20 protein-coding genes and 1 pseudogene are annotated in these 19,398 nt (G+C 72.0%); 11 read left to right on the top strand and 10 right to left on the bottom strand.

What is annotated here, in order from left to right:
* Positions 1–59 precede the first annotated feature (59 nt).
* The 3 genes from ABEA81_RS34130 (at position 60) to ABEA81_RS34120 (ending at position 1,760) form a co-directional block, all read left to right on the top strand.
* A complete protein-coding gene (locus ABEA81_RS34130; protein WP_345610939.1) occupies positions 60–428 on the top strand; it encodes a class I SAM-dependent methyltransferase in 369 nt (122 codons plus the stop codon).
* 39 nt (positions 429–467) lie between these two features.
* On the top strand, positions 468–842 hold the full coding sequence (locus ABEA81_RS34125; RefSeq protein ID WP_345610938.1) for a hypothetical protein: 375 nt from the start codon (positions 468–470) through the stop codon (positions 840–842).
* Between the two features lie 261 nt (positions 843–1,103).
* On the top strand, positions 1,104–1,760 hold the full coding sequence (locus ABEA81_RS34120) for a peroxiredoxin (RefSeq protein ID WP_345610937.1): 657 nt from the start codon (positions 1,104–1,106) through the stop codon (positions 1,758–1,760).
* Positions 1,761–3,562: 1,802 nt separating this feature from the next.
* On the opposite strand, the gene ABEA81_RS34115 is transcribed toward ABEA81_RS34120, so the two are convergent.
* Positions 3,563–4,105 (bottom strand): hypothetical protein, encoded by a 543-nt coding sequence (locus tag ABEA81_RS34115; RefSeq protein ID WP_345610936.1) that lies wholly within the window; start codon positions 4,103–4,105, stop codon positions 3,563–3,565.
* A gap of 766 nt (positions 4,106–4,871) precedes the next feature.
* Positions 4,872–6,140, bottom strand: a complete 1,269-nt coding sequence (locus ABEA81_RS34110) for an APC family permease (RefSeq protein ID WP_345610934.1) — start codon at positions 6,138–6,140, stop codon at positions 4,872–4,874.
* 102 nt (positions 6,141–6,242) lie between these two features.
* Between ABEA81_RS34110 and ABEA81_RS34105 the strand changes: the two genes are divergently transcribed.
* A complete protein-coding gene (locus ABEA81_RS34105) occupies positions 6,243–7,040 on the top strand; it encodes an arsenate reductase/protein-tyrosine-phosphatase family protein (RefSeq protein WP_345610933.1) in 798 nt (265 codons plus the stop codon).
* Positions 7,037–7,426: a VOC family protein gene (locus ABEA81_RS34100; RefSeq protein ID WP_345610932.1), complete on the top strand. Its 390-nt coding sequence runs from the start codon at positions 7,037–7,039 to the stop codon at positions 7,424–7,426. Before ABEA81_RS34105 ends, ABEA81_RS34100 begins: the two co-directional genes overlap by 4 nt.
* 77 nt (positions 7,427–7,503) lie before the next feature.
* Here the strand turns inward: ABEA81_RS34100 and ABEA81_RS42820 are convergent.
* Positions 7,504–7,668, bottom strand: a pseudogene (locus ABEA81_RS42820) (hypothetical protein); the annotation flags it as partial.
* 5 nt (positions 7,669–7,673) lie between these two features.
* The gene (mgrA, locus tag ABEA81_RS34095; RefSeq protein WP_345610930.1) at positions 7,674–8,717 is read right to left on the bottom strand and encodes an L-glyceraldehyde 3-phosphate reductase; all 1,044 of its coding nucleotides are present in this window, start codon (positions 8,715–8,717) and stop codon (positions 7,674–7,676) included.
* A 173-nt stretch (positions 8,718–8,890) separates the two neighbouring features.
* Between mgrA and modA the strand changes: the two genes are divergently transcribed.
* The gene (gene modA, locus ABEA81_RS34090) at positions 8,891–9,670 is read left to right on the top strand and encodes a molybdate ABC transporter substrate-binding protein (protein WP_345610928.1); all 780 of its coding nucleotides are present in this window, start codon (positions 8,891–8,893) and stop codon (positions 9,668–9,670) included.
* 42 nt (positions 9,671–9,712) lie between these two features.
* Here modA and ABEA81_RS34085 read toward each other — a convergent pair whose 3' ends face one another.
* Both ABEA81_RS34085 and ABEA81_RS34080 read right to left on the bottom strand, forming a co-directional pair.
* A complete protein-coding gene (locus tag ABEA81_RS34085) occupies positions 9,713–10,405 on the bottom strand; it encodes a response regulator transcription factor (RefSeq protein WP_345610927.1) in 693 nt (230 codons plus the stop codon).
* A 7-nt stretch (positions 10,406–10,412) separates the two neighbouring features.
* Positions 10,413–11,588 (bottom strand): sensor histidine kinase, encoded by a 1,176-nt coding sequence (locus tag ABEA81_RS34080; RefSeq protein ID WP_345610926.1) that lies wholly within the window; start codon positions 11,586–11,588, stop codon positions 10,413–10,415.
* Positions 11,589–11,860: 272 nt separating this feature from the next.
* Here ABEA81_RS34080 and ABEA81_RS34075 point away from each other — a divergent pair, with 272 nt between their 5' ends.
* Positions 11,861–12,190 (top strand): DUF6223 family protein, encoded by a 330-nt coding sequence (locus ABEA81_RS34075; RefSeq protein WP_345610924.1) that lies wholly within the window; start codon positions 11,861–11,863, stop codon positions 12,188–12,190.
* Positions 12,191–12,232: 42 nt separating this feature from the next.
* Here the strand turns inward: ABEA81_RS34075 and ABEA81_RS34070 are convergent, their stop codons facing one another.
* Both ABEA81_RS34070 and ABEA81_RS34065 read right to left on the bottom strand, forming a co-directional pair.
* Positions 12,233–13,306, bottom strand: a complete 1,074-nt coding sequence (locus ABEA81_RS34070) for a hypothetical protein (RefSeq protein ID WP_345610922.1) — start codon at positions 13,304–13,306, stop codon at positions 12,233–12,235.
* Positions 13,307–13,369: 63 nt separating this feature from the next.
* Positions 13,370–13,753 (bottom strand): nuclear transport factor 2 family protein, encoded by a 384-nt coding sequence (locus ABEA81_RS34065; RefSeq protein ID WP_345610921.1) that lies wholly within the window; start codon positions 13,751–13,753, stop codon positions 13,370–13,372.
* A gap of 132 nt (positions 13,754–13,885) precedes the next feature.
* Here ABEA81_RS34065 and ABEA81_RS34060 point away from each other — a divergent pair, with 132 nt between their 5' ends.
* Together ABEA81_RS34060 and ABEA81_RS34055 are read left to right on the top strand one after the other, a co-directional pair.
* Positions 13,886–14,680 (top strand): SAM-dependent methyltransferase, encoded by a 795-nt coding sequence (locus ABEA81_RS34060; RefSeq protein WP_345610919.1) that lies wholly within the window; start codon positions 13,886–13,888, stop codon positions 14,678–14,680.
* Positions 14,681–14,693: 13 nt separating this feature from the next.
* On the top strand, positions 14,694–15,362 hold the full coding sequence (locus ABEA81_RS34055) for a 4'-phosphopantetheinyl transferase family protein (protein ID WP_345610918.1): 669 nt from the start codon (positions 14,694–14,696) through the stop codon (positions 15,360–15,362).
* On the opposite strand, the gene ABEA81_RS34050 is transcribed toward ABEA81_RS34055, so the two are convergent.
* Positions 15,350–16,018 (bottom strand): pyridoxamine 5'-phosphate oxidase family protein, encoded by a 669-nt coding sequence (locus ABEA81_RS34050; protein WP_345610917.1) that lies wholly within the window; start codon positions 16,016–16,018, stop codon positions 15,350–15,352. The genes ABEA81_RS34055 and ABEA81_RS34050 overlap by 13 nt on opposite strands.
* A 54-nt stretch (positions 16,019–16,072) precedes the next feature.
* On the opposite strand from ABEA81_RS34050, the gene ABEA81_RS34045 reads away from it, so the two are divergent.
* Complete coding sequence (locus tag ABEA81_RS34045) at positions 16,073–17,389, top strand: DNA polymerase IV (RefSeq protein ID WP_345610915.1); 1,317 nt, start codon at positions 16,073–16,075, stop codon at positions 17,387–17,389.
* Positions 17,390–17,449: 60 nt separating this feature from the next.
* Here the strand turns inward: ABEA81_RS34045 and nhaA are convergent, their stop codons facing one another.
* Entirely contained in the window at positions 17,450–18,790 is a 1,341-nt protein-coding gene (gene nhaA, locus ABEA81_RS34040) for a Na+/H+ antiporter NhaA (protein ID WP_345610914.1), read from the bottom strand.
* On the opposite strand from nhaA, the gene ABEA81_RS34035 reads away from it, so the two are divergent.
* Complete coding sequence (locus tag ABEA81_RS34035) at positions 18,778–19,389, top strand: DsbA family protein (RefSeq protein ID WP_345610913.1); 612 nt, start codon at positions 18,778–18,780, stop codon at positions 19,387–19,389. The two genes, nhaA and ABEA81_RS34035, sit on opposite strands and share 13 nt — an antisense overlap.
* The last annotated feature ends 9 nt before the right edge of the window (positions 19,390–19,398 follow it).

The raw sequence follows: 19,398 nt of genomic DNA, 5'->3' as shown, positions 1-19,398 counted from the left end.
AAGGCGCCGAGCTGGATCGATGCCCGACGTGCACGTTCGAGAGTTGGGAGCGCGGAGGCGTGAACCTGCAACCGGACCAGCTCGTCGCGCGGGTCGAAAGGCTGGTGATCGGATCCGACTTCGGGGCGGATGGCTACACGACCGTCGAGCAGGCCGACGAGCTCGCCCGCCGCCTCGAGCTGCGCCCCGGCCTTCGACTGCTCGACCTCGGCAGCGGCCGCGGCTGGCCAGGGCTGTATCTCTCGATGCAGACGGGATGTCGCGTGGTGCTGTCCGACATGCCGCTCGGCTGCATGCGCCGCGCCCGCGAGCGGGCGGAGCGCGAGCGGCTCGGCGCCCGGTGCGCCGTCGTCGTCGCCAGCGGGCCGCACCTTCCGTTCGCAGGCGAGAGCTTCGACGCGGTCGTCCACACCGACGTGCTCTGTTGACTACGGCAGAAGCTCTCCGTGCTGAGAGCCAACAGGCGGGTGCTCCGCCCGGGCGGACGGATCGCCTTCTACACGATCGCGGTCGCCCCCGGGCTGCGCGCAGAGGATCATCGCCGGGCCGTCTGCTTCGGACCGCCGGCGGTCAGGACGCGCAGCGACTACCTCAGCCTGCTCCGCTCGGCTGGTTTCGCCGAACTCGACGAGGTCGACGTGACCGCGGACTACCTCGACACCGCACGCAGATGGCTCCGGCACGGGCAGGAGTTCGAGGCCGGTCTTGCCGCGCTCGAGACGCCCGGTGCCTTCGCGGACAAGCTCGCCCGCCGACGTGAGGCGATCGCCGTGATCGAGGCCGGCCACCTGCGTCGCTCGCTCCTTCTCGCCACTCGCCCGAATCCGCGCGGCCGTAGTTGAGAGAGCGAGCCCGACGTCGAGCGGATGGTGCTGCGTGAGCTCGGCCGTGGCCGTCACCGTCGCGTCCGTATTCACGAACCCGCCGCCCCGGGCACCTGCCGCCGACGCCCCCCGTTCGCTGCGACGGTAGCGCGGATGGACGCAGACACACCGCGCGAGGCAGGAGGAGGATTCACGGCCCGCGCGGGCGGCGTCCCGTATCGGACCGCCCGGCCCGCGGACGACATCAGAGGATCGACCATCCGGGCGAGGAGGGCAGACATGGCACTGCAGATCGGCGACACAGCACCGGACTTCGAGGCCGAGACCACGGATGGCAGGCTGCGGTTCCACGACTGGATCGGTGAGTCGTGGGCGGTATTGTTCTCGCACCCGCGCGACTTCACCCCGGTCTGCACGACCGAGCTGGGCTACATGGCCAAGATCAAGCCGGAGTTCGACCGGCGCGATGTGAAGATCATCGGGCTCTCGGTCGATCCCGTGGACAACCACGCGAAGTGGGCCAGCGATATCGCCGAGACCCAGGGCCACGCGCCCAACTACCCCGTGATCGGCGACGTCGACTTCTCGGTCTCGAAGCTGTACGGGATGCTGCCGCCCGACACATCCGGCGATCCGACCCAGCGCACCCCAGCCCAGAACCAGACGGTGCGCAACGTCTTCGTCGTCGGCCCGGACAAGAAGGTCAAGCTCGTCCTGGTCTACCCGATGACCACCGGCCGCAACTTCGACGAGGTGCTCCGGGTCATCGACTCGCTGCAGCTGACCGCCAAGCACCGGGTCGCGACACCGGTGAACTGGCGACAAGGCGAGGACGTCATCATCGCTGGATCCGTCTCCGATGACGAAGCCAGGAAGATCTGGCCGCAGGGCTGGGACGCCCCGCGCCCCTACATACGCCTCGTGCCCCAGCCGTGACCGCAAGCCGGCGCAGGCCGGCCGCGCACCCCGGCCCGTGACAAGAGCGTCGCCTCGCAATCCGGTGCGAGAGGGGGACGATGTCGGAGTCAGGGTTGACCGACGGGTTCGGTGTCGCTCCTGGCGGAGGGCATGACCTGCGGTCCGACCCCGCGGCGCCGTGAATCGAGCCGTCCGCGAGGGCAAGGTCGGCGCGCCGCTGCCGGAACTGCTCCCGGTCGCGTCAGCTGATGCACTGAGGGTTCGTCTACGCGTGGTGGTGTTCATCCGCACGTGCAAAAGCAGTCGAGGCAGGTGGAAGGATGCCGCCCGGCTCCGCTGAGCTATCACCCATTTGTTGCACGCGGGCCGGCGGTGCCGGGCGGACGACCGAGCAGCACGAGCGCTGCCCTGGTGAAGCACGCTCGCGTCCTGCTGCTCGGTCGTCCGCTGCATAGGCAAGCGGAGCCGCACGGAGCCAGTGCAGAACGCGGCTGACGGTGCTCCGATCATCGAGACTTCGCCCAAAGGAAAGCGTCAACACGAGATCGACAAGATCTTCTGGGAGTCCAAGACAGCTGCCTGATCACAGGTCCTGAAGCGGCGCTGACCAGCGGGAAGACCTCCCGTCAGTCAGCGTCGTTTCTCGCTGTTGGGTGACTTCCGACGGCCCAGAGACGGCCCGAGGCGGCCCAGGGAGGGCCCAGAGACGGCCCGGTCCACCCTGCCGGCGCGCCCCTCATTCCCGGAGCTTGGCCCGCTCGGCGGGGCGCCTACTGCGCATCGAGATCAGCGCCACGATTGCGATGCTGACCCCGCGGCCCGCCGGTCCAGAGCAGGCCCGGTGGCGCGCGGCCAAGCCCTAGGCTGTCGCCCAGGTCACCGCCTGGTGGCGGTCAGCCGCCGCCTGCTCTGCACACGCTTCCCCTTGTCGCATGGGTAGTAGCCGTGGCTGCGACTGCAGCTGGCGTAGCGGCCCTCGCGGAAGGCCCAGGCGCGAGAGTAATTATCCTAATTTTGGTCTTTGCGGCAGGACTGCTCACATATTTTGCGTACGCGGCTCGAGCAGGCCTAAGACGCCGAACACTCGGTAGCTTCGCAGGAATCCTCTTGGCTGGAACTCTGGCAGTTATCTTGGCTAGCGGCGCCAGCGACCAACAAGGCAGACGTGGAGCGGGAGCGGATACCGGAAACGCTGGGTCGTCCGCTAGTTCGACGCAGGGAGCGGCACGTTCAACTTTTCCCGAGAGCGCACCGGAGACGACCACGCCGCCCACCAGCGCAACGTCGACGACCACCCAAACGCTACCCCCTCCAAGGCCACCTCAAGAGCAGGAGATACTTCGAAGTAGCGCAGGAGAGTTCTTTGACGGGTCCGTACTCGTCGGGGTTCAGTCTGTATATGCCAACTATGCGGTACTTACGATTACCACAAAGAAGAGGACATGCACGCCAGAGTTTATTGATATTGGCGAGCGAGTTGTTTTGTGGGGAGAGACCGTCAACGGTGACGCATACTTCAGCTTGACACTGCTCCAGTCGAAACCGGAATCGTTGGTAGTGATCAGGGTGGAAGAGTTGCCGCAGCGGGAGTGGCCGGAGTATGCGGGCTGCCCATAGCGTGGCGATTTGTGCGCCTCACGTTCGTCCGAACGACAACCGGATAGACGGAGCACGGCGGGGCCCACAGGCGCCCCGACGGGTCCCGCGTCGTCCGCCGAGCGAGAGAGGGGCTCGGTGTGGCATCCCGTCGACCTGACGTAGCCCGATCACGCCGCGGACGAAGGGCTGCATCCCGTCGTCGCACACGCGACGCGAGGCGGTCATCCGTACCGGTTCCGCTTCGTCAGGTACGAACGGTCGATCTGACCGGCCGCCCAACGCTCCTCCCTCAGTGTCGAGAGGGCGACGATCACCTCGGTCCAGCCTTGGCGCGCCTCGACGAGGATCTCTCGCATCGCCCGCAGTTCAGACACCACCAGCTGCACAGGCTCGTGCGCTCGTCCCTTCGGCGGCACGTGATGCAACCACAACGCTGGGTTGATCTCCCAACCACCGCCCGCGGTCCGAACAGCCATCTTGACGATCGTGGCGTGCAGGATCGAGTGTCTACCGAGCAATGCATCCTGCGCTGCAATGAGCCACCGCCGGCCAGCATCGCGGGCCTCGGACTGCGGCCATGCGTCAAGGACCGTCCCTGCAGCCCTCGCCTGCTTACCGGCGTCCGCTTCGGTGACCTCCTCCCCCGCGCCGACAACTGCCTGGGCGACGCTCTTGACCAGGCCTTCGAGTTCCATCGCTGCCCAAGCGATCCGCCCAAGCTCGATCAGCACGTCGTCGGGTGGCCAGGCTGGTTCGTTGGACATCCATGCATCGAACCAGTGGCAACTGCGGCGCGTGCGGTTCGGCGAGGCTGTTGATCATCGGGATGTCGCTCTCCGATCCCGGGAACGACTGACGAAACCAGCGCCGCTCGCGCGCCGGGGCTCGTGCGGCATCCCGTCGACCTGGCGTAGCCCCGATCACGCCGCGGATGGAAGGCAACATCCGCGCGGAGAGCGAGCACCTACAGGTGTCCGACGGAGTCGGCCCTGCCCCCGGCCACGATGCCGGGCTTGCCCTCCGTCCGCGGCGTGATAGCCCTTGTGGAGGTCTCCGGGATGCCGCACCCCGCAACCACCCACTACTCCCCCGCGCTCGCACTCCGCCCGGCATCCCAGAGACCTGCCCGTCCGGCGAGGACATGCTCTTGTTCTTCCCCGCACGAGCGGCGCACTGCTATTCGCGGTGCCGCGGCCGGGTCCGCTGTTCCCGCCGGGCGCGCGGCGACGGGGACCGGCCGGAGGCCGCACGCCCCGGCGCCGCAAGGCGCCCGGCATCCGCCACAGTCCCGGCCGCGGCGCCGCAGGCGCCGCCTTGAACAAGGGAAGGAAAGTCTCAACACCAGCAGGCGGCTAGGGATTCATGATCGCCAGACCGCAGGCGTCGCGTCCACGGGACCGGCGGTACCGCGCGCGGGGGTCCGGGCAGCACGCGCTGAGGCACGCTCGCGTCCTGCTGCTCGATCGTCACGGCACAGGGAGCAGCTGACCGGGCCGGGAGAAGTCCGCCGGGGTGCCGGTGCAGCGAGCTTCAACCGATCGCGGCTCGACGGCGCGAGGCGGTCAACCGCAGTCCGCGGTACGCGATGCCGAGCACGAACACACCGGTGCCGACGGCCACCGCCTGCCAGGGCAGCGTGACCGCCAGCAGCACGCAGCCCATCGCGCCGAGCACCTGGAGCCAGCGCGGGAATCGTCGCCGACCTGGGCCCTGGGTGAATGCCGCGACGTTGGCGACGAGGTAGTAGAACAGCACTCCGAACGAGGAGAACCCGATCGCGCCGCGCAGGTCGAGCGTGAGCACGAGCGCGGACACGACCACCGCGAGCACGACCTCCGCGCGGTGCGGCACGCGGAACCGCGGGTGCACCGCGGCCAGCCAGCGCGGCAGGTCGCCTTCTCGGGCCATGGCCAGGGTGGTGCGTCCGATGCCCGCGATCAGCGCCAGCAGCGCCCCGAGCGCAGCCGCGGCCCCGCCCACCCGCACGACCGGAGCCGCCCAGCTGCCACCCGCCCCGGCGACGACGTCGACGAGCGGGGCACTCGACCCAGCCAGCCGACCGGGACCCAGCGTGAGCAGAGCGGTCACCGCGACCACCGCGTAGACCACCACCGCGATACCGAGGGCGAGCACGATCGCCCGTGGGATCGTCCGCTCGGGATCGCGCACCTCCTCGCCCATCGTCGCGATCCGCGCGTAGCCGGCGAAGGCGAAGAACAGCAGCCCGGCCGACTGCAGTACCCCGTAGACCCCGGCTGATCCCGGTCCGCCGACGAGGCGCCCCGGGTCGGGGTGCCCCCCGAGCAGCCCGGCGGCGACCGCCACCGCCAGTGCGAGCAGCACGACCGCGACCGCCACCCGGGTCAACCGGGCGGTCCGGGTCACGCCGAAGTAGTTCACCGCGGCCAGCGTGAGCACCGCGGCCACCGCTACGGGCCGCTGCCAGGACGGCGGGACCGCGTAGGCGGCGAAGGTCAACGCCATCGCCGCGCAGCTCGCGGTCTTGCCGATCACGAAGCCCCAGCCGGCCAGGAATCCGGGCCACGCGCCGAGCCGCTCACGCCCGTACACGTACGTCCCGCCGGAGGCCGGGTACTGCGCGGCCAGCTGCGCCGACGCGGTCGCATTGCAGTAGGCCACGACGGCGGCGATCACCAACCCGACCAGTAGGCCGGCGCCGGCGGCTGCCGCAGCCGTCGCGAACACGGAGAACACGCCGGCGCCGATCATCGAGCCGAGCCCGATCACCACCGCGTCGGACGTCCCGAGCCGCCGCACCAGCGCGGGCTCACCAGTCATCGCCACTCCCGCTCTCGCCGCCGAGCTCGACCAGGCGTCGACCCGGACACCATCCATCAAACCGCCTTGATGCATCAAAGCAGATTGATGTAATGTCCGGCTATGGCAGAGGTGCGGTCCGTCGATACGGCGCCGCCGGCGTTCCTCCGGCTGGCCGCCCACCCGCTGCGGTGGCAGCTCCTGTCGGCGCTCGCCGACGGCGACCAGCGGGTCCGCGAACTCGTCGCCCGGATCGACCAGCCCCAGAACCTGGTCTCCTACCACCTGAGGCTGCTGCGGAACGCCGGGCTGGTCAGCGCAACCCGCAGCAGCTACGACGGCCGCGACAGCTACTACCACCTGGACCTGGACCGCTGCGCGGAGGCGTTCGCCGACAGCGGCGCTGCGCTGCACCCGGCGCTGCGCAGACACGCCGGCCCGCCCGATGCACCGCCTGCGAGTCCATCCGCCGGATCGGTCGCCGTGTTGTTCGTGTGCACCGGCAACGGCAGCCGCTCACCCATCGCCGAGGCCCTCCTGCGCCGACGCACCAGCGGCGCTGTGACCGTCGCGAGCGCCGGGACGCGGCCGAAGCCGGCGCTGCACCCCAACACCGTCCGCGTACTGCGCGAGTCGTTCGGCATCGACACCTGCGGCCTCCGCCCCCGCCACCTCGACACACTGGCCGGACGGCGGTTCGACCACGTCATCACCCTGTGCGACCGCGCTCGCGAGGCCTGCCCGGAGTTCCCCGACAACCCCCGGCGAACGCACTGGAGCATCCCGGACCCGGCGACGGCCGAGGGCACCGACGACGCCACCTACCCCGCATTCCGGCGCACGGCAGCCGACGTCGACGTCCGCGTCAGACACCTGCTACCCGTCCTCGCCGCCACCCACCGCCAGGAGGATCCGCCGTGACCGACGAATACGTGAGCGTCCGCTACATCGTCCAGGACGTGCAGAAAGCGATCGACTTCTACACCACCCACCTCGGCTTCGAGGTGAACACCAGTGCGGCACCGGCCTTCGCCGACGTGACCCGCGGCCGCCTGCGGCTGTTGCTGTCCGGCCCCGCCAGCTCCGGTGCCCGCGCCACCCCCGCCGACACCGCGACGGCCGGCCGAAACCGCATCCACCTCGTCGTCGACGATCTGGACTCCACGGTCGCCCCGCTCCGCGACGCCGGCCTGCGCTTCCGCAGCGACCTCATCAGCGGCCCCGGCGGCCGCCAGATCCTGCTCGCCGACCCGGACGGCAACCTGATCGAGCTGTTCCAGCCGGCCGACCGGCCCAGCACGACCTGAGCCCGACCCACCCGGACACCGCGAGCCTGGCGCCGCCCGCCAGCTCGTCGTTCTGGTCGATGGACGTCGACGTGCTGCGCGGCCGCGGTCGGGTTGCGCAGGTGCCGCTGCACCGGGTGGCTCAACGCGAGCTCCCGGCCGCCGCCGTACCGGAAGACGTCGCCGACCAGGTCCGCGCACTCCTCGCAGGCGGCCGCGCTGCATTCCGTTCCGCGGAATGCGCCGCGCGAACGTTGATGCAGCGGCGTCAGCGTTCGGCCGACCGGGCCCAGAGGTTGATGCGGCCGTCCACGGCGTGCTCGTCGATCGCCGCCAGCTCCGCCGGGCTGAACTCGGGGTTCGCGAGCGCGCCGAGGCTGTCGTCGAGCTGGGAGACGCTGCTGGCGCCGATCAGCGCCGACGTCACGCGCGGGTCGCGCAGCGTCCATGCGATCGCCATCTGGGCGAGCGACTGGCCGCGGGACCGCGCGATCTCGTCCAACGCGCGGATGTGGCCGATGGCCTCGTCGGTGATCAGGTCGGGCGAGAGCGACTTGCCCTGTGTCGCGCGGGAGCCGGCCGGAACGCCGTCGAGGTACTTGCTGGTGAGCATGCCCTGCGCGAGCGGGGAGAAGGCGATGCACCCCACACCGGTCTCGCCGAGGACGTCGAGCAGGTCCTCCTCGACCCACCGGTTGAGCATCGAGTACGAGGGCTGGTGGATCAGCAGTGGGGTGCCCAGCTCCCGCAGGATCGCCGCGGCCTCGCGGGTGCGCTCGCCGCTGTAGGAGGAGATGCCGGCGTAGAGCGCCTTACCGGAGCGGACGGCCGCGTCGAGCGCCCCCATCGTCTCCTCGAGCGGGGTGCTCGGGTCGAAGCGGTGGCTGTAGAAGATGTCGACGTAGTCGACGCCCATCCGGGCGAGCGACTGGTCGAGGCTCGCGAGCAGGTACTTCCGGGAGCCGCCGCCCTGGCCGTACGGGCCGGGCCACATGTCGTAGCCGGCCTTCGTCGAGAGGATCAGCTCGTCCCGGTAGGGGCGGAAGTCCTGCGCGAAGATCGTGCCGAAGTTCTTCTCGGCGCTGCCGTAGGGCGGCCCGTAGTTGTTGGCGAGGTCGAAGTGCGTGACACCCGAGTCGAAGGCGCGGCGCAGGATCGCCCGCTGCGTCTCGATCGGCTTGTCGTCGCCGAAGTTGTGCCACAGCCCGAGCGAGATCGCGGGCAGGTCCAGCCCGCTGCGGCCGCACCGGCGGAAGGCCGGGCGTCCGGAGCCGTCGGGGTCGTACCGCGCGGGGTCGGCGACGTAGGTCATGAACCACATCTTCGTCCTGTCGCGGACATCACCGTCGCACCGCCCTCTGGCCGGTTTGCGATTGCGTGACGATGGGCGCGCACGATATGCAGATGCGGAAAGATCGCGTTCGCTTCGCCGCGAACGCGGAGTCACCACCTCTCCTTGGGCCAGGTGGTGTCGTGAGGAGGCTGATGGTGAGGACCCGACTGCACGTTGTGCTCGCCGCCGTGGTGGTGGCGCTGCTGGCCGGGTGTGGTGGTGGCGGTGAACCGGCCGGGGGCGCGGCACCGCCGGAGGCACGGGCGCTGAACGTGTTCGCGGCGGCGTCGCTGACCGACGCGTTCACCGCGCTGAAGGCGAAGTTCGAGACCGACCACCCCGGCGTGGAGGTGCGCCTGAACTTCGCGGGCTCATCGGACCTCGCCCAGCAGATCGTGAACGGCGCCCCGGCGGACGTGTTCGCGGCGGCGAACGAGTCCACGATGAAGACGGTCACCGACGCGGGCCAGGCCGCGGGCGGGCCCACCCTGTTCGCCACGAACGTCCTGCAGATCGTGACCCCACCCGGCAACCCGAAGGGGGTGGCGTCGTTCGCCGACCTCGCCCGCCCGGACGTCACGGTGGTGGTGTGCGCGCCGCAGGTGCCCTGCGGCTCGGCCACGGAGAAGATCGAGAGGGCGACCGGTGTGACGCTGTCCCCGGTGAGCGAGGAGTCCGACGTGAAGTCGGTGCTCGGCAAGGTGTCCACCGGCAACGCCGACGCCGGGCTGGTCTACGTCACCGACGTGCGCTCGGCCGGCGGCTCGGTGGAGGGCGTCGAGTTCCCCGAGGCCGACACGGCCGTCAACAACTACCCGATCACGGCGCTGACCGGGGGGCGCGAGCCCGAGCTCGCCCGGTCCTTCGTCGAGCTCGTGACCGGCGAGTTCGGGAAGAAGACGCTGGAGGACGCCGGGTTCGGCACCCCGTGACGACCGGCGCGGCGCGTGCCGACGACTTCGGGACCGCCGCGGTCAGGCCCAGCCGGGCGGTTCGACGAGGCGGTGCCGGTAGGCGATGGCGACCAGCTGAGCCCGGTCACGGGCACCCAGCTTGGCCATCGCCCGGCTGACGTGGGTCTTCGCGGTGGCGTGGCTGATCGTGAGGGCCGTGGCGATGTCGGAGTTGCTCAGCCCGTGCGCGACGAGCGCGACGACCTCCTTCTCCCGGGTGGTGAGCTGGTCCAGGGCGAGCGGGTTCAGCCGCGGGACCGCGGCGTCGGTGAGCCGGGCGATCAACCGGCGGGTCAGGCCGGGCGACAGGAGTGCCTCGCCGCCCGCGACGACCCGGATGCCGTGCAGCAGCTGACCGGGCTCGGTGTTCTTGATCAGGAAGCCCGCTGCTCCGGCGCCCAGCGCCTCGATGACGTACTCGTCGTGGTCGAAGGTGGTGAGGATGAGCACGTGGACGCCCGCGAGGTCGGGGTCGGCGGCGATCTCGCGGGTTGCGCGCAGCCCGTCGACGACGGGCATCCTGATGTCCATCAGCACCACGTCCGGGCGGGTCTCGCGGGTCAGGTCCACCGCGGCGGCGCCGTCGGCGGCCTCACCGACCACGACCATGCCGGGCTCGGTCTCGATGAGCACCCGGAAGCCGCCCCGCACGAGCGCCTCGTCGTCGGCGATCAGCACGCGGATGGGCTCGGTCGTCGGGTGACTCGGGCTCACGCGGACATCATGGCGGTACCCCGTCACCGGGACGGAGCGGCAGCACGGCGCACACCTCGAAGCCACCGTCGGGGTGCGGGGCGGCGGTGAGCCGGCCGGACAGCGCGAGGGCACGCTCGCGCATCCCGTCGATGCCGTGCCCGCCCCGGACGTCCGCGGCGGTGGTGGCCCCGTCGTCGCGGATCCGGATCAGCAGCCGGGACGGCCCGTGCTCCAGCGTCATCCGGACGGTGTGCGCCCCGGCGTGGCGCAGCACGTTGGTCAGCGCCTCCTGGATGATCCGGTAGGCGGCAAGGTCGACCGGGGCCGGCAGCGGCCGCGCGTCGCCCGCGACGTCCAGCTCCACCCGCAGGCCACCCGCCTCGGCCGTTCCGATCAGGTCGGCGAGCCGGTCGAGCCCGCTGCGCGGGGCGCGCGGTTCCTCCCCCGCCGGGCCGTCCGCGCGCAGGATGCCCAGGATGGTCTTGACATCGGTGAGGCCGTCGTCGGAGATCCGCTTGATCGCGGTCAGAGCCTCGCGCGCCTGCCCGGGGCGTTGCCCGAGCACGTGCAGACCGACCCCGGCCTGCACGCTGATGGTCGCCATTGCGTGCCCGACGACGTCGTGCAGCTCGCGCGCGATGCGCAGCCGCTCCTCGGCGGCGAGCAGGCGAGCCCGCTCCTCGCGACTGCGGATCTCCCGGGCCAGCCGGGCCCGCGTGGCCGCGAGCACCGCCCGATGGTAGCCGACGGCCGCACCTGCGCTGCCCGCCGTGGCCGCCAGCAGCACGACGATGGGGACCACGCCCGCGGTCTCGGTGTCTCCGAGCACCACCCGGATCGCGATGATCTCGATCAGCGCCGTGGGCGCGGCGCCCGCGACACCCCACCGCCAGCCCTTCAGCGCCGCGAGGGTGTAGCAGCCGATCAGCGGCGCCAGCACGATCAGCCGCCCGGGGTAGGCGCAGGCGAACCAGACCAGGGAGACGAGGTCGAGCGCGACCAGCGCCGCCAGCGGGTAGCGGCGACGCACGGCGAGCGCGGCCGCGGTCACAGCGGCCAGTGCGACCGCTCCGGCGTCCACCGGACGGGCGCCCTCCACCACTCCCGGGCCGACCTGGGCGACCGCGGCGGCGAGGACCCCGGCCGCCACGCAGGCGCCGAGGCACGCGTCGAACACGGCCGGCGATCCGCCTCGGCCCACGGCCACCCGCATGATGCCGATCAGCCTCCGCCCCTCACCCGCTGCAAGGGGACCATGGTGCGCCGACCGGCGACGGCGGCGCATCGCCCCTGCGCGGTACCCCGGCGCTGCAACACCTGGTCGACACCGGCTGCCACCGGCGGCTGACCGTACGTCCCCGGCATCAGTCGGGAAACACCACCTCAGCCCGACGCGCCGGCTCCGCCGGGTCCCCACCATCGACTCCCGACGCCGCGGCCGACACCGCGCGGCACCGACCGAAGGGATCCTCGATGCCCACCCAGTACCTGCTTGCCGCATACGAGCTCGGCGTCGGGCGAACGGTGCCCACCGCGGCCGCCGTGGCCGGGCTGATCAGCGTGGTCCTCGCCGGGGTGGCCCTGCGCCGCGGCCACCGGACCGGGGCCGTCGTGGCCACGGCACTGGGGCTGGTCGGCGTGGTCGTCGGCGGGCTGCACGGCGCCAACGCCGCCGGTGGCCTGGGCACCGGGAACGGGCTGGCCGGGGCCGTCGCGGCCGTGGCGCTGGGGCTCATCGGCACGCTGCTCGGCGGCCTGGCCGTGGTGCGCTCCCGCCGGCCGCACCGGGCGGGCCGGACCTGAGCGCCTGCCGCCCCCGTTCACCGTGCCCGAGCACGGCGGCTGTCAGGCCCGGCCCCCGCCCGCGAGCAGGGCGCGGACGGTGTCGGCGTGCTCCCGCATGGTCTCCTGGCCGTCCCGTCCCGGCTGGCGGCCGAAGCCGCAGTACATCGCAACCCCGAAGTCGTCCAGGTACCGGGACGCGGTGGCGTGCCGCCTGCCGAGCCCCGGCGCGCCGTCGAGCGGCAGCACGATGCCCAGGAACACCCGGGCATCGCGCGGCTCGAGGTCGGCGAGCGGCCGGAAGAAGCGCCGGTCCTCGCTGCGCAGGTACCGGGGCCCGGCGATGTGCAGCCAGTCCACGGACCGGCCCGACTCCGCCACGGCGTAGTTGGCCATCCGGACCAGGAGGCCGAGGTCGTGCGGCTCGTACATCGGCCAGTCCGGGAACGTGCCCAGGCAGAGGTGGTACCCGACCAGCACCTCGTCCGGGATCAGGTGCGTCAGATCGCGCACCGGCCGCGCGAAGCGTTCCCACGCACCCTCCGGCGTCCACGCGAGCACCCGGTGGACGTCCTGCGTCTCGTAGGCCATGTCCCACTGGATCGCGAGGTCCCCGGGCGGGATCGCCTCCGTGAGCCGTACGAGCTCGCGGGCCACGAGGTCCTCGAACGCCCGCTCGGCGATCGGGTAGTCGCGCGCGAAGTCCGCCTTGAACGCGTTGAGCGCGCTCGCCGGGAACGGCAGCCCGACCTGGAACCGCAGCCGCGGCGGGATCACGCCCTGCTCGCGCAGCTCCCGGAACACCCCGTAGGAGGCGATGGCGTCGTCGATGCGCGGCCAGGTGTCCCAGTGCAGCTCCTGGACGCCCTCCCGCACCGCGAAGACCGGGGTCTCGTACGCGTGCCGCGGGATCCCGGTGGGCGATGCGGTCTCCTCGACCACGACGACATCGGGGTTCGGACGCACGAGACGCTCCCTCTCGTACCCGACCCAGGCGGCCCGGGGCCCGGTCTCCCCGTCCGGGAGCGCGAAGACCAGGTCCCCGAACAGCTGCGCGCCTGCCCGGAACGCCGAATCGGTCGAGTCCGCGGGCAGACTCCCGACCAGCAACAGCTCGCCGTTCACCCGACGCGTCATCTCCTGGCACCGTCCTCTCTCGTCGGACCGCCGATGTACCGACGCTAACCGAGGACGGCCCGGTCAGGCGCCCGCCGGCACCTTGTCCAGGAAGCCCTGCACACCCGTGATGCGGCCGTCCGGAGCCACCGTCGCGACGTCGAAGCCGATCACCAGCGGCTCGGCCCCATCCGGGCCGAGGCCCCACCGGAACCGGCAGACGTCGTGGTGGGCGTCGACGTCGCCGACGGGGCCGAACACCATGCCGGGGAACTGCTCCTGGACGCCCGCGATGAGGCCGTCGATCGCCTCGGCGCCGGTGACATCCGCGAGCGGGTCGACGTAGCGCGCGCCGGGGGCGAACACCGCCTCGATCGCCGCCCGCCGCTCGGCGGGGTCGCTCGCGTTCCACGCGGCCAGGTAACGCTGCACGACGGTGGCGGTGGCGGTGGGGGTCGTGGTGGTCATGGTGGTTCCTCCCTGTCGTCTTCTGACAGCAAGGAGCCTCGCCCCGGAGAGGTGGCCCGGTCGATCACCTCGGAGGTAATGCGGTCACCATCGGATGATCACGCCCGCGACCCGTGCGCTACCGTCGCGAACGTGAGCCAGGAACCACTCCCGGAAATCCGTCCCGACATCCCCCACGGGGCACGGATCTGGAACTACTGGCTGGGCGGCAAGGACAACTACGCCGCCGACCGGGAGATCGCCGACGCGGTGAGTGCGACGTTCCCGGAGATCGTGGACATGGCGTTCACGTCCCGCCGGTTCCTCAACCGCGCCGTGCGCTACCTGGCGGGCGAGGCCGGGATCCGCCAGTTCCTCGACGTCGGCACCGGCCTGCCCACGATGCAGAACACGCACGAGGTGGCCCAGTCGGTGGCACCCGACGCCCGCATCGTCTACGTCGACAACGACCCGCTCGTGCTCGCGCACGCCCGGGCGCTGCTGGTCAACACCACCCCCGAGGGCGTCACGAAGTACATCGACGCCGACTACCACGAACCGGATCGCATCCTCGAGCAGGCACGGGAGATCCTCGACTTCTCCTGGCCCATCGCGGTGATGTTCATGGGCGTGTTCGGCTACGTCCCCGACTACGACGTCGCCCGCTCGATCATCTCCCGGGTGGTGGAGGCGGTCCCGTCCGGCAGCTACCTGGCGCTCTGGGAGGGCACCAGCACGAGCGAGGCCGTCATCCGCGGCGTCCAGGCGCAGGCCGAGCTCGGATCGCCGTACCAGCTGCGCACGGTCGAGGAGGTCCGCGGGTGGTTCGCGGGCACCGAGCTGGTCGAACCCGGGCTCGTGCCGCTCACCCAGTGGCGCCCTGACGACCTCGACGTCAGCCGGGCCGAGCCGATCGACGCGTACGCCGGCGTCGCCCGGAAGCCCTGACCGAGCCGCGTCCGTGACCGCCGTGTGGTGGGCCGCCCCGCTGCCGCCCGAGGTCGCACCGGGGCTGGTCGCGCTGCTGGACGGCCACGAACGCGACCGGCTCGACCGCTTCCGCCGCGCCGCCGACCGGGCCCGTTACCTCGCCGCGCACGCGCTGGTGCGGCTGGTGCTCGCCGACGCCGTCGGCACGGCGGCGGCCGCGCTGGTGTTCGACCGCACCTGCCGCTGCGGCGCGCAGCACGGCAAGCCCGTGCTCCCGGGCGGCCCCGGGTTCTCCCTCACGCACGCGGGCGACCTCGTCGGCGTCGCCGTGCACCCCGGCGGCGACGTCGGCCTCGACGTCGAGCAGGCCCGTGAGCTCACCGACCTGCCCGCGATGTCCGCCCACGTCTGCTCGCCGCGGGAGACCGCGCCCGACGCGCAGGCCTTCTTCACCCTCTGGACGCGCAAGGAGGCGCTGCTCAAGGCGGTGGGCACCGGCCTGGCCACGCCGATGTCGGCGATCACGCTCGGGCCGTCGGGCGTGCTCGACTGGACCGGGGAGGACGCGCCGCGCGACCCGCTGTGGCTCGCCGACCTGTGCCCGGCCTCCGGGTACCACGCCGCCGTCGCCGGCACCGGCGAGCGCCCGGCGATCGTCGAGGAGCGCGGGGACGCGCTGCTCGCCGGTCAGGCGCGGTAGAGCTTCTCCGCGTATGCGGGCCCGTAGTACCTCTCGAGCTCCTCGAGCGGGGCGTCCTTGTTCACGAGGGCCCTCGAGATGCGCGCCGTCGACGGGATCGCCTCGTGGTCCCACGTCTCCGGCTGCCACAGCTTCGACCGCATGAACGCCTTCGCGCAGTGGTAGAAGACCTCGTCGATCGCGACCTCCAGCGCGAGGAGCGGCCGGTGCCCCTTCACCACCATCTCGTCGAAGTAGGGGGCGTCGCGCAGGATCCGCGCCCGCCCGTTCACCCGCAGCGTGTCGCTGCGCCCGGGGACGAGGAAGAGCAGGCCGACGTGCGGGTTGGCGAGGATGTTGTGGTAGCCGTCGACCCGGCGGTTGCCGGGGCGGTCCGGGATCGCGAGCGTCCGGTCGTCGATCACGTGGGCGAGCTGCCCGGCGGGGTCGCCCTTCGGCGAGACGTCGAGGTTGCCCTCCGCGTCACCGGTGCCGACCAGGCAGAGCGGTGAATGCTCGAGCCACAACCGGTCGATCGCGTCGAGCGACGGGCGGACCTTCTCCGCGACCGCCTTGAGGGGGGCGCCGACGAGCGCTTCCAGTTCCGCGGCGCTGGTGATCTCGACGCTGGTGATCTCGACGCTGTCGGTCTTCGGGCTGATCTCTGCGGTGGCCACGTTTCCAGCACGGTACGGCGGGGACCGTCGGTCCGTCCAGGAAGAATGGGTCAGGTGGGCGCACGCTGGGTCCTGCACCTGGACATGGATGCGTTCTTCGCCGCGTCCGAACAGCTCACGCGCCCCACGCTGCGCGAGCGGCCCGTGCTGGTCGGCGGCCTCGGGCCACGGGCGGTGGTGGCCGGTGCCAGCTACCAGGCCAGGGTGTTCGGCGCGCGGTCGGCCATGCCGATGGGCCAGGCGCGCAGGCTCTGCCCGCACGCGGTGGTGCTGCCGGCGCGGTTCGCGCTGTACAAGGAGCTGAGCGCGCGCGTCATGGCCGTGCTCGCCGACGCCTCGCCGGTGCTGGAGCCGGTGTCGATCGACGAGGCCTTCCTCGAACCGCCCGCGCTGGCCGGGGCGTCGGCGGCCGACGTCGAGCGGTTCGGCGTCCGGCTGCGGGCCGACGTCCGTGCGGCCACCGGGCTGCCGGCGTCGGTCGGCGCGGGGTCGGGCAAGCAGCTCGCGAAGATCGCCTCGGAGCTCGCGAAACCCGACGGCCTGCGTGTCGTCGCGCCCGAGGAGGAGCGGGAGGTGCTCGCGCCGCTGCCCGTCCGCTCGCTGTGGGGCGTCGGGCCGGTGGCCGAGGCCGGGCTGCACAAGCTCGGTGTGCGCACGATCGGCGAGCTCGCCGCGATGGACCTGCGCGAGGTCCACGGCCTGCTCGGCAGCGCCATCGGCACCGAGCTGCACCGGCTCGCCCGCGGCATCGACGACCGGCCGGTCGCGCCGCGCGGCGCCGCCAAGCAGGTCAGCGCCGAGACCACGTTCGACACCGACCTCACCGCGATGGCCGCGGTGCACGACGCCGTGGCGCGAATGGCCGAGGCCGCCCACCGGAGGCTGGTCGCGTCCGGGCGGGCGGCGCGCACCGTCACCGTGAAGGTGCGCAGCGCCGACTTCACCACCTCCAGCCGGTCGGAGACGGCCGCGATCGCGAGCACCGACCTCGGCGCGCTCACCGCCGTCGCGCAGCGGCTCGCGCGCGCCGCCGTGCCGGAGGGCGGCGTGCGCCTGATCGGCGTCTCCCTCGCCGGGCTCACCGACGATCCCCCGCCCGCGCTCTTCGAGCCCGCCGCCGAGCCCGCTCCCGTACCCGTCGAGGCGGCCGAGCCCGCGCAGCCCGCGGACGATCCGGCGGCCGACCGCCCGTGGCGCCCGGGAGACGACGTCGCCCATCCCGAGCACGGGCACGGATGGGTGCAGGGCGCCGGCCACGGCCGCGTCACGATCCGGTTCGAGACCCGCAGCACGGGACCGGGAAGGGCGCGCACGTTCGCCGAGGACGATGCCGCCCTGACGAGGGCCGACCCACTCGCAAGCCTCGCCTGAACAGCACTGTGGAGCCATGGTTCTGTCTGGCGACGAAGCAGCGTTGTGGCTCCGTGGTGCTCACGCGGGCGGGCGCCAGGGGCGGGGTGGCAGCACTGGGAGGCCGCTCGGTGCGCATTGGCCTCCTCGTTCGCCTGCCAGGCGGAAGATCAGCCAGCCGATCAGGCCCGCGAGCAACGAGCCCGTGAGGATGCCGATCTTCGCGTCGGTCACGAGCGCCTCGTCGGTCAGGGCGAGCTCGGTGACGAACAGCGCCACGGTGAACCCGATGCCGGCGAGCCCGGCGCCGCCGAACAGCTGGCCCCAGCGGAGGGTGTCGGGCACGCGGCCGAGGCCGGTGCGCAGCGCCACCCAGGTGCCGGCCGTGACGCCGACCAGCTTCCCGACCGTGAGCCCGACGATGATGCCCCACGTGAGCGGCGAGGCGAAGGCCGCCGCGAGGGTCTCTCCCGTGAGCACGACACCGGCGTTCGCGAGCACGAAGACCGGCACGATCACGTAGCTGCTCCACGGCTGGATGCGCAGCTGCAGCCGCTCGTTGGGCGACACCGCCTCCGTGACCGCCGCCTGTGCTGCCATCGCCCGCTCCGGGCTGGGGTCGAGCAGGAAGCTGCTGCCCAGCACCTGGGCGCGCATCACGTCCCGCGGGCGCGGGGCGTAGGCGTTGACGAGCAGGCCCATGGCCACCCCGACCACACTGGGGTGCACCCCGGAGTCCAGCACCGTGAGCCACATGAACACGCCGATGAGCACGTAGATCGGGGTGCGCCAGAACGGAGCGAACCGCAGCCCGAGCAGGGCCAGGAACAGCACGACCGACAGCACGAGCGAGGTGACCTGCACCTCCTCGGTGTAGAAAATCGCGATCGCGGCGACGGCGCCGATGTCGTCGACGATCGCGAGCGCGAGCAGGAACACGCGCAGCTGGTCGGGGCAGCGCGGGCCGACGAGCGCCAGCACGCCGATCACCACGGCGGTGTCGGTGGAGATCGCGATACCCCACGCCCCCGATGCCGGGCCCCCCGCGTTGAACAGCAGGAACAGCAGCGCGGGCACGGTGAGCCCACCGATCGCGGCGATCGCGGGGGCGGCCAGGGCCCGGATCCCGCGCAGCTCGCCGAGCACCATCTCCCGGGATATCTCCAGCCCGACGCTGAAGAAGAACATCACCATGAGGCCGTCGTTCACCCAGTGCCGGAGGTCGAGCGCGAGCGCCACGTCCCCGAAGGTCAACGCGACCGGGGTGTGCCAGAACTCCTCGTAGCCCCAACCGAGGTTCGCCCAGGCCAGCGCCAGCACGGCGGCCGTGAGGAGCAGCACGGCCGAACCGGATTCGGTGCGCAGGAAGTCGCGCGCGGCCCGACTGAGGTCGCCGCGCTCGGCTAGAGTTGTCACCGTCACGGCGCGATCCTGCCATCGGCGGCCGCCACCCCGATCAGCATGTCAGGGAGGCCACCATTCCTCTCCAGCCCCGGATCGGCAGCTACGACCACCTCCTGGGCGTGCTCGGCGCGGAGCTCACCCTCGTCGAGTACGGCGATTTCGAGTGCCCGTACTGCCGGCGCGCCTACCCGATCATCGAGGAGGTCCGCCAGCGCCTCGGCGACCGGCTCGTCTTCGTGTTCCGGCACTTCCCGCTGGCCGAGCTGCACCCGTACGCCCTGTCGGCGGCCGTCGCCGCGGAGGGCGCGGCGCTCAAGGGGCAGTTCTGGCCCATGCACGCCAAGCTCTACTCGGGCGACGAACCGCGGCTGCGGCAGGAGGACCTGCGCCGCTACGCGGAGGAGATCGGCGTCCCGCCGGAGAAGGTCCTGTGGCCGGCCACCCGCTTCGTCGAGGACCGGGTCGAGGCCGACTTCAACTCCGGCGTCCGCAGCGGCGTGCGCGGCACGCCAACGCTGTTCGTCAACGGCGAGATCTACCGCGGCTCGATCACCGTGGAGCACCTCGTCGAGGCGCTGGAGACCACCGCCCCGGAACCGGTGGGCCTCGCGCGCTGACCTCCCGGG

The sequence above is a fragment of the Pseudonocardia adelaidensis genome (assembly GCF_039543345.1).
In the GTDB taxonomy this organism is placed as follows: Bacteria; Actinomycetota; Actinomycetes; order Mycobacteriales; family Pseudonocardiaceae; genus Pseudonocardia; species Pseudonocardia adelaidensis.
The sequence above is the reverse complement of the archived record's forward strand: the minus strand, read 5'-3'. Positions and strand labels throughout refer to the sequence as shown.

Excerpts from the sequence above, each read along its gene's own strand:
- modA (WP_345610928.1), top strand. The coding sequence starts at position 8,891 with ATGGTGAGGACCCGACTGCACGTTGTGCTCGCCGCCGTGGTGGTGGCG.
- mgrA (WP_345610930.1), bottom strand. The coding sequence starts at position 8,717 with ATGACCTACGTCGCCGACCCCGCGCGGTACGACCCCGACGGCTCCGGA.
- ABEA81_RS34070 (WP_345610922.1), bottom strand. The coding sequence starts at position 13,306 with ATGACGCGTCGGGTGAACGGCGAGCTGTTGCTGGTCGGGAGTCTGCCC.
- ABEA81_RS34075 (WP_345610924.1), top strand. The coding sequence starts at position 11,861 with ATGCCCACCCAGTACCTGCTTGCCGCATACGAGCTCGGCGTCGGGCGA.
- ABEA81_RS34120 (WP_345610937.1), top strand. The coding sequence starts at position 1,104 with ATGGCACTGCAGATCGGCGACACAGCACCGGACTTCGAGGCCGAGACC.
- ABEA81_RS34065 (WP_345610921.1), bottom strand. The coding sequence starts at position 13,753 with ATGACCACCACGACCCCCACCGCCACCGCCACCGTCGTGCAGCGTTAC.
- ABEA81_RS34110 (WP_345610934.1), bottom strand. The coding sequence starts at position 6,140 with ATGACTGGTGAGCCCGCGCTGGTGCGGCGGCTCGGGACGTCCGACGCG.
- ABEA81_RS34105 (WP_345610933.1), top strand. The coding sequence starts at position 6,243 with ATGGCAGAGGTGCGGTCCGTCGATACGGCGCCGCCGGCGTTCCTCCGG.
- ABEA81_RS34115 (WP_345610936.1), bottom strand. The coding sequence starts at position 4,105 with ATGTCCAACGAACCAGCCTGGCCACCCGACGACGTGCTGATCGAGCTT.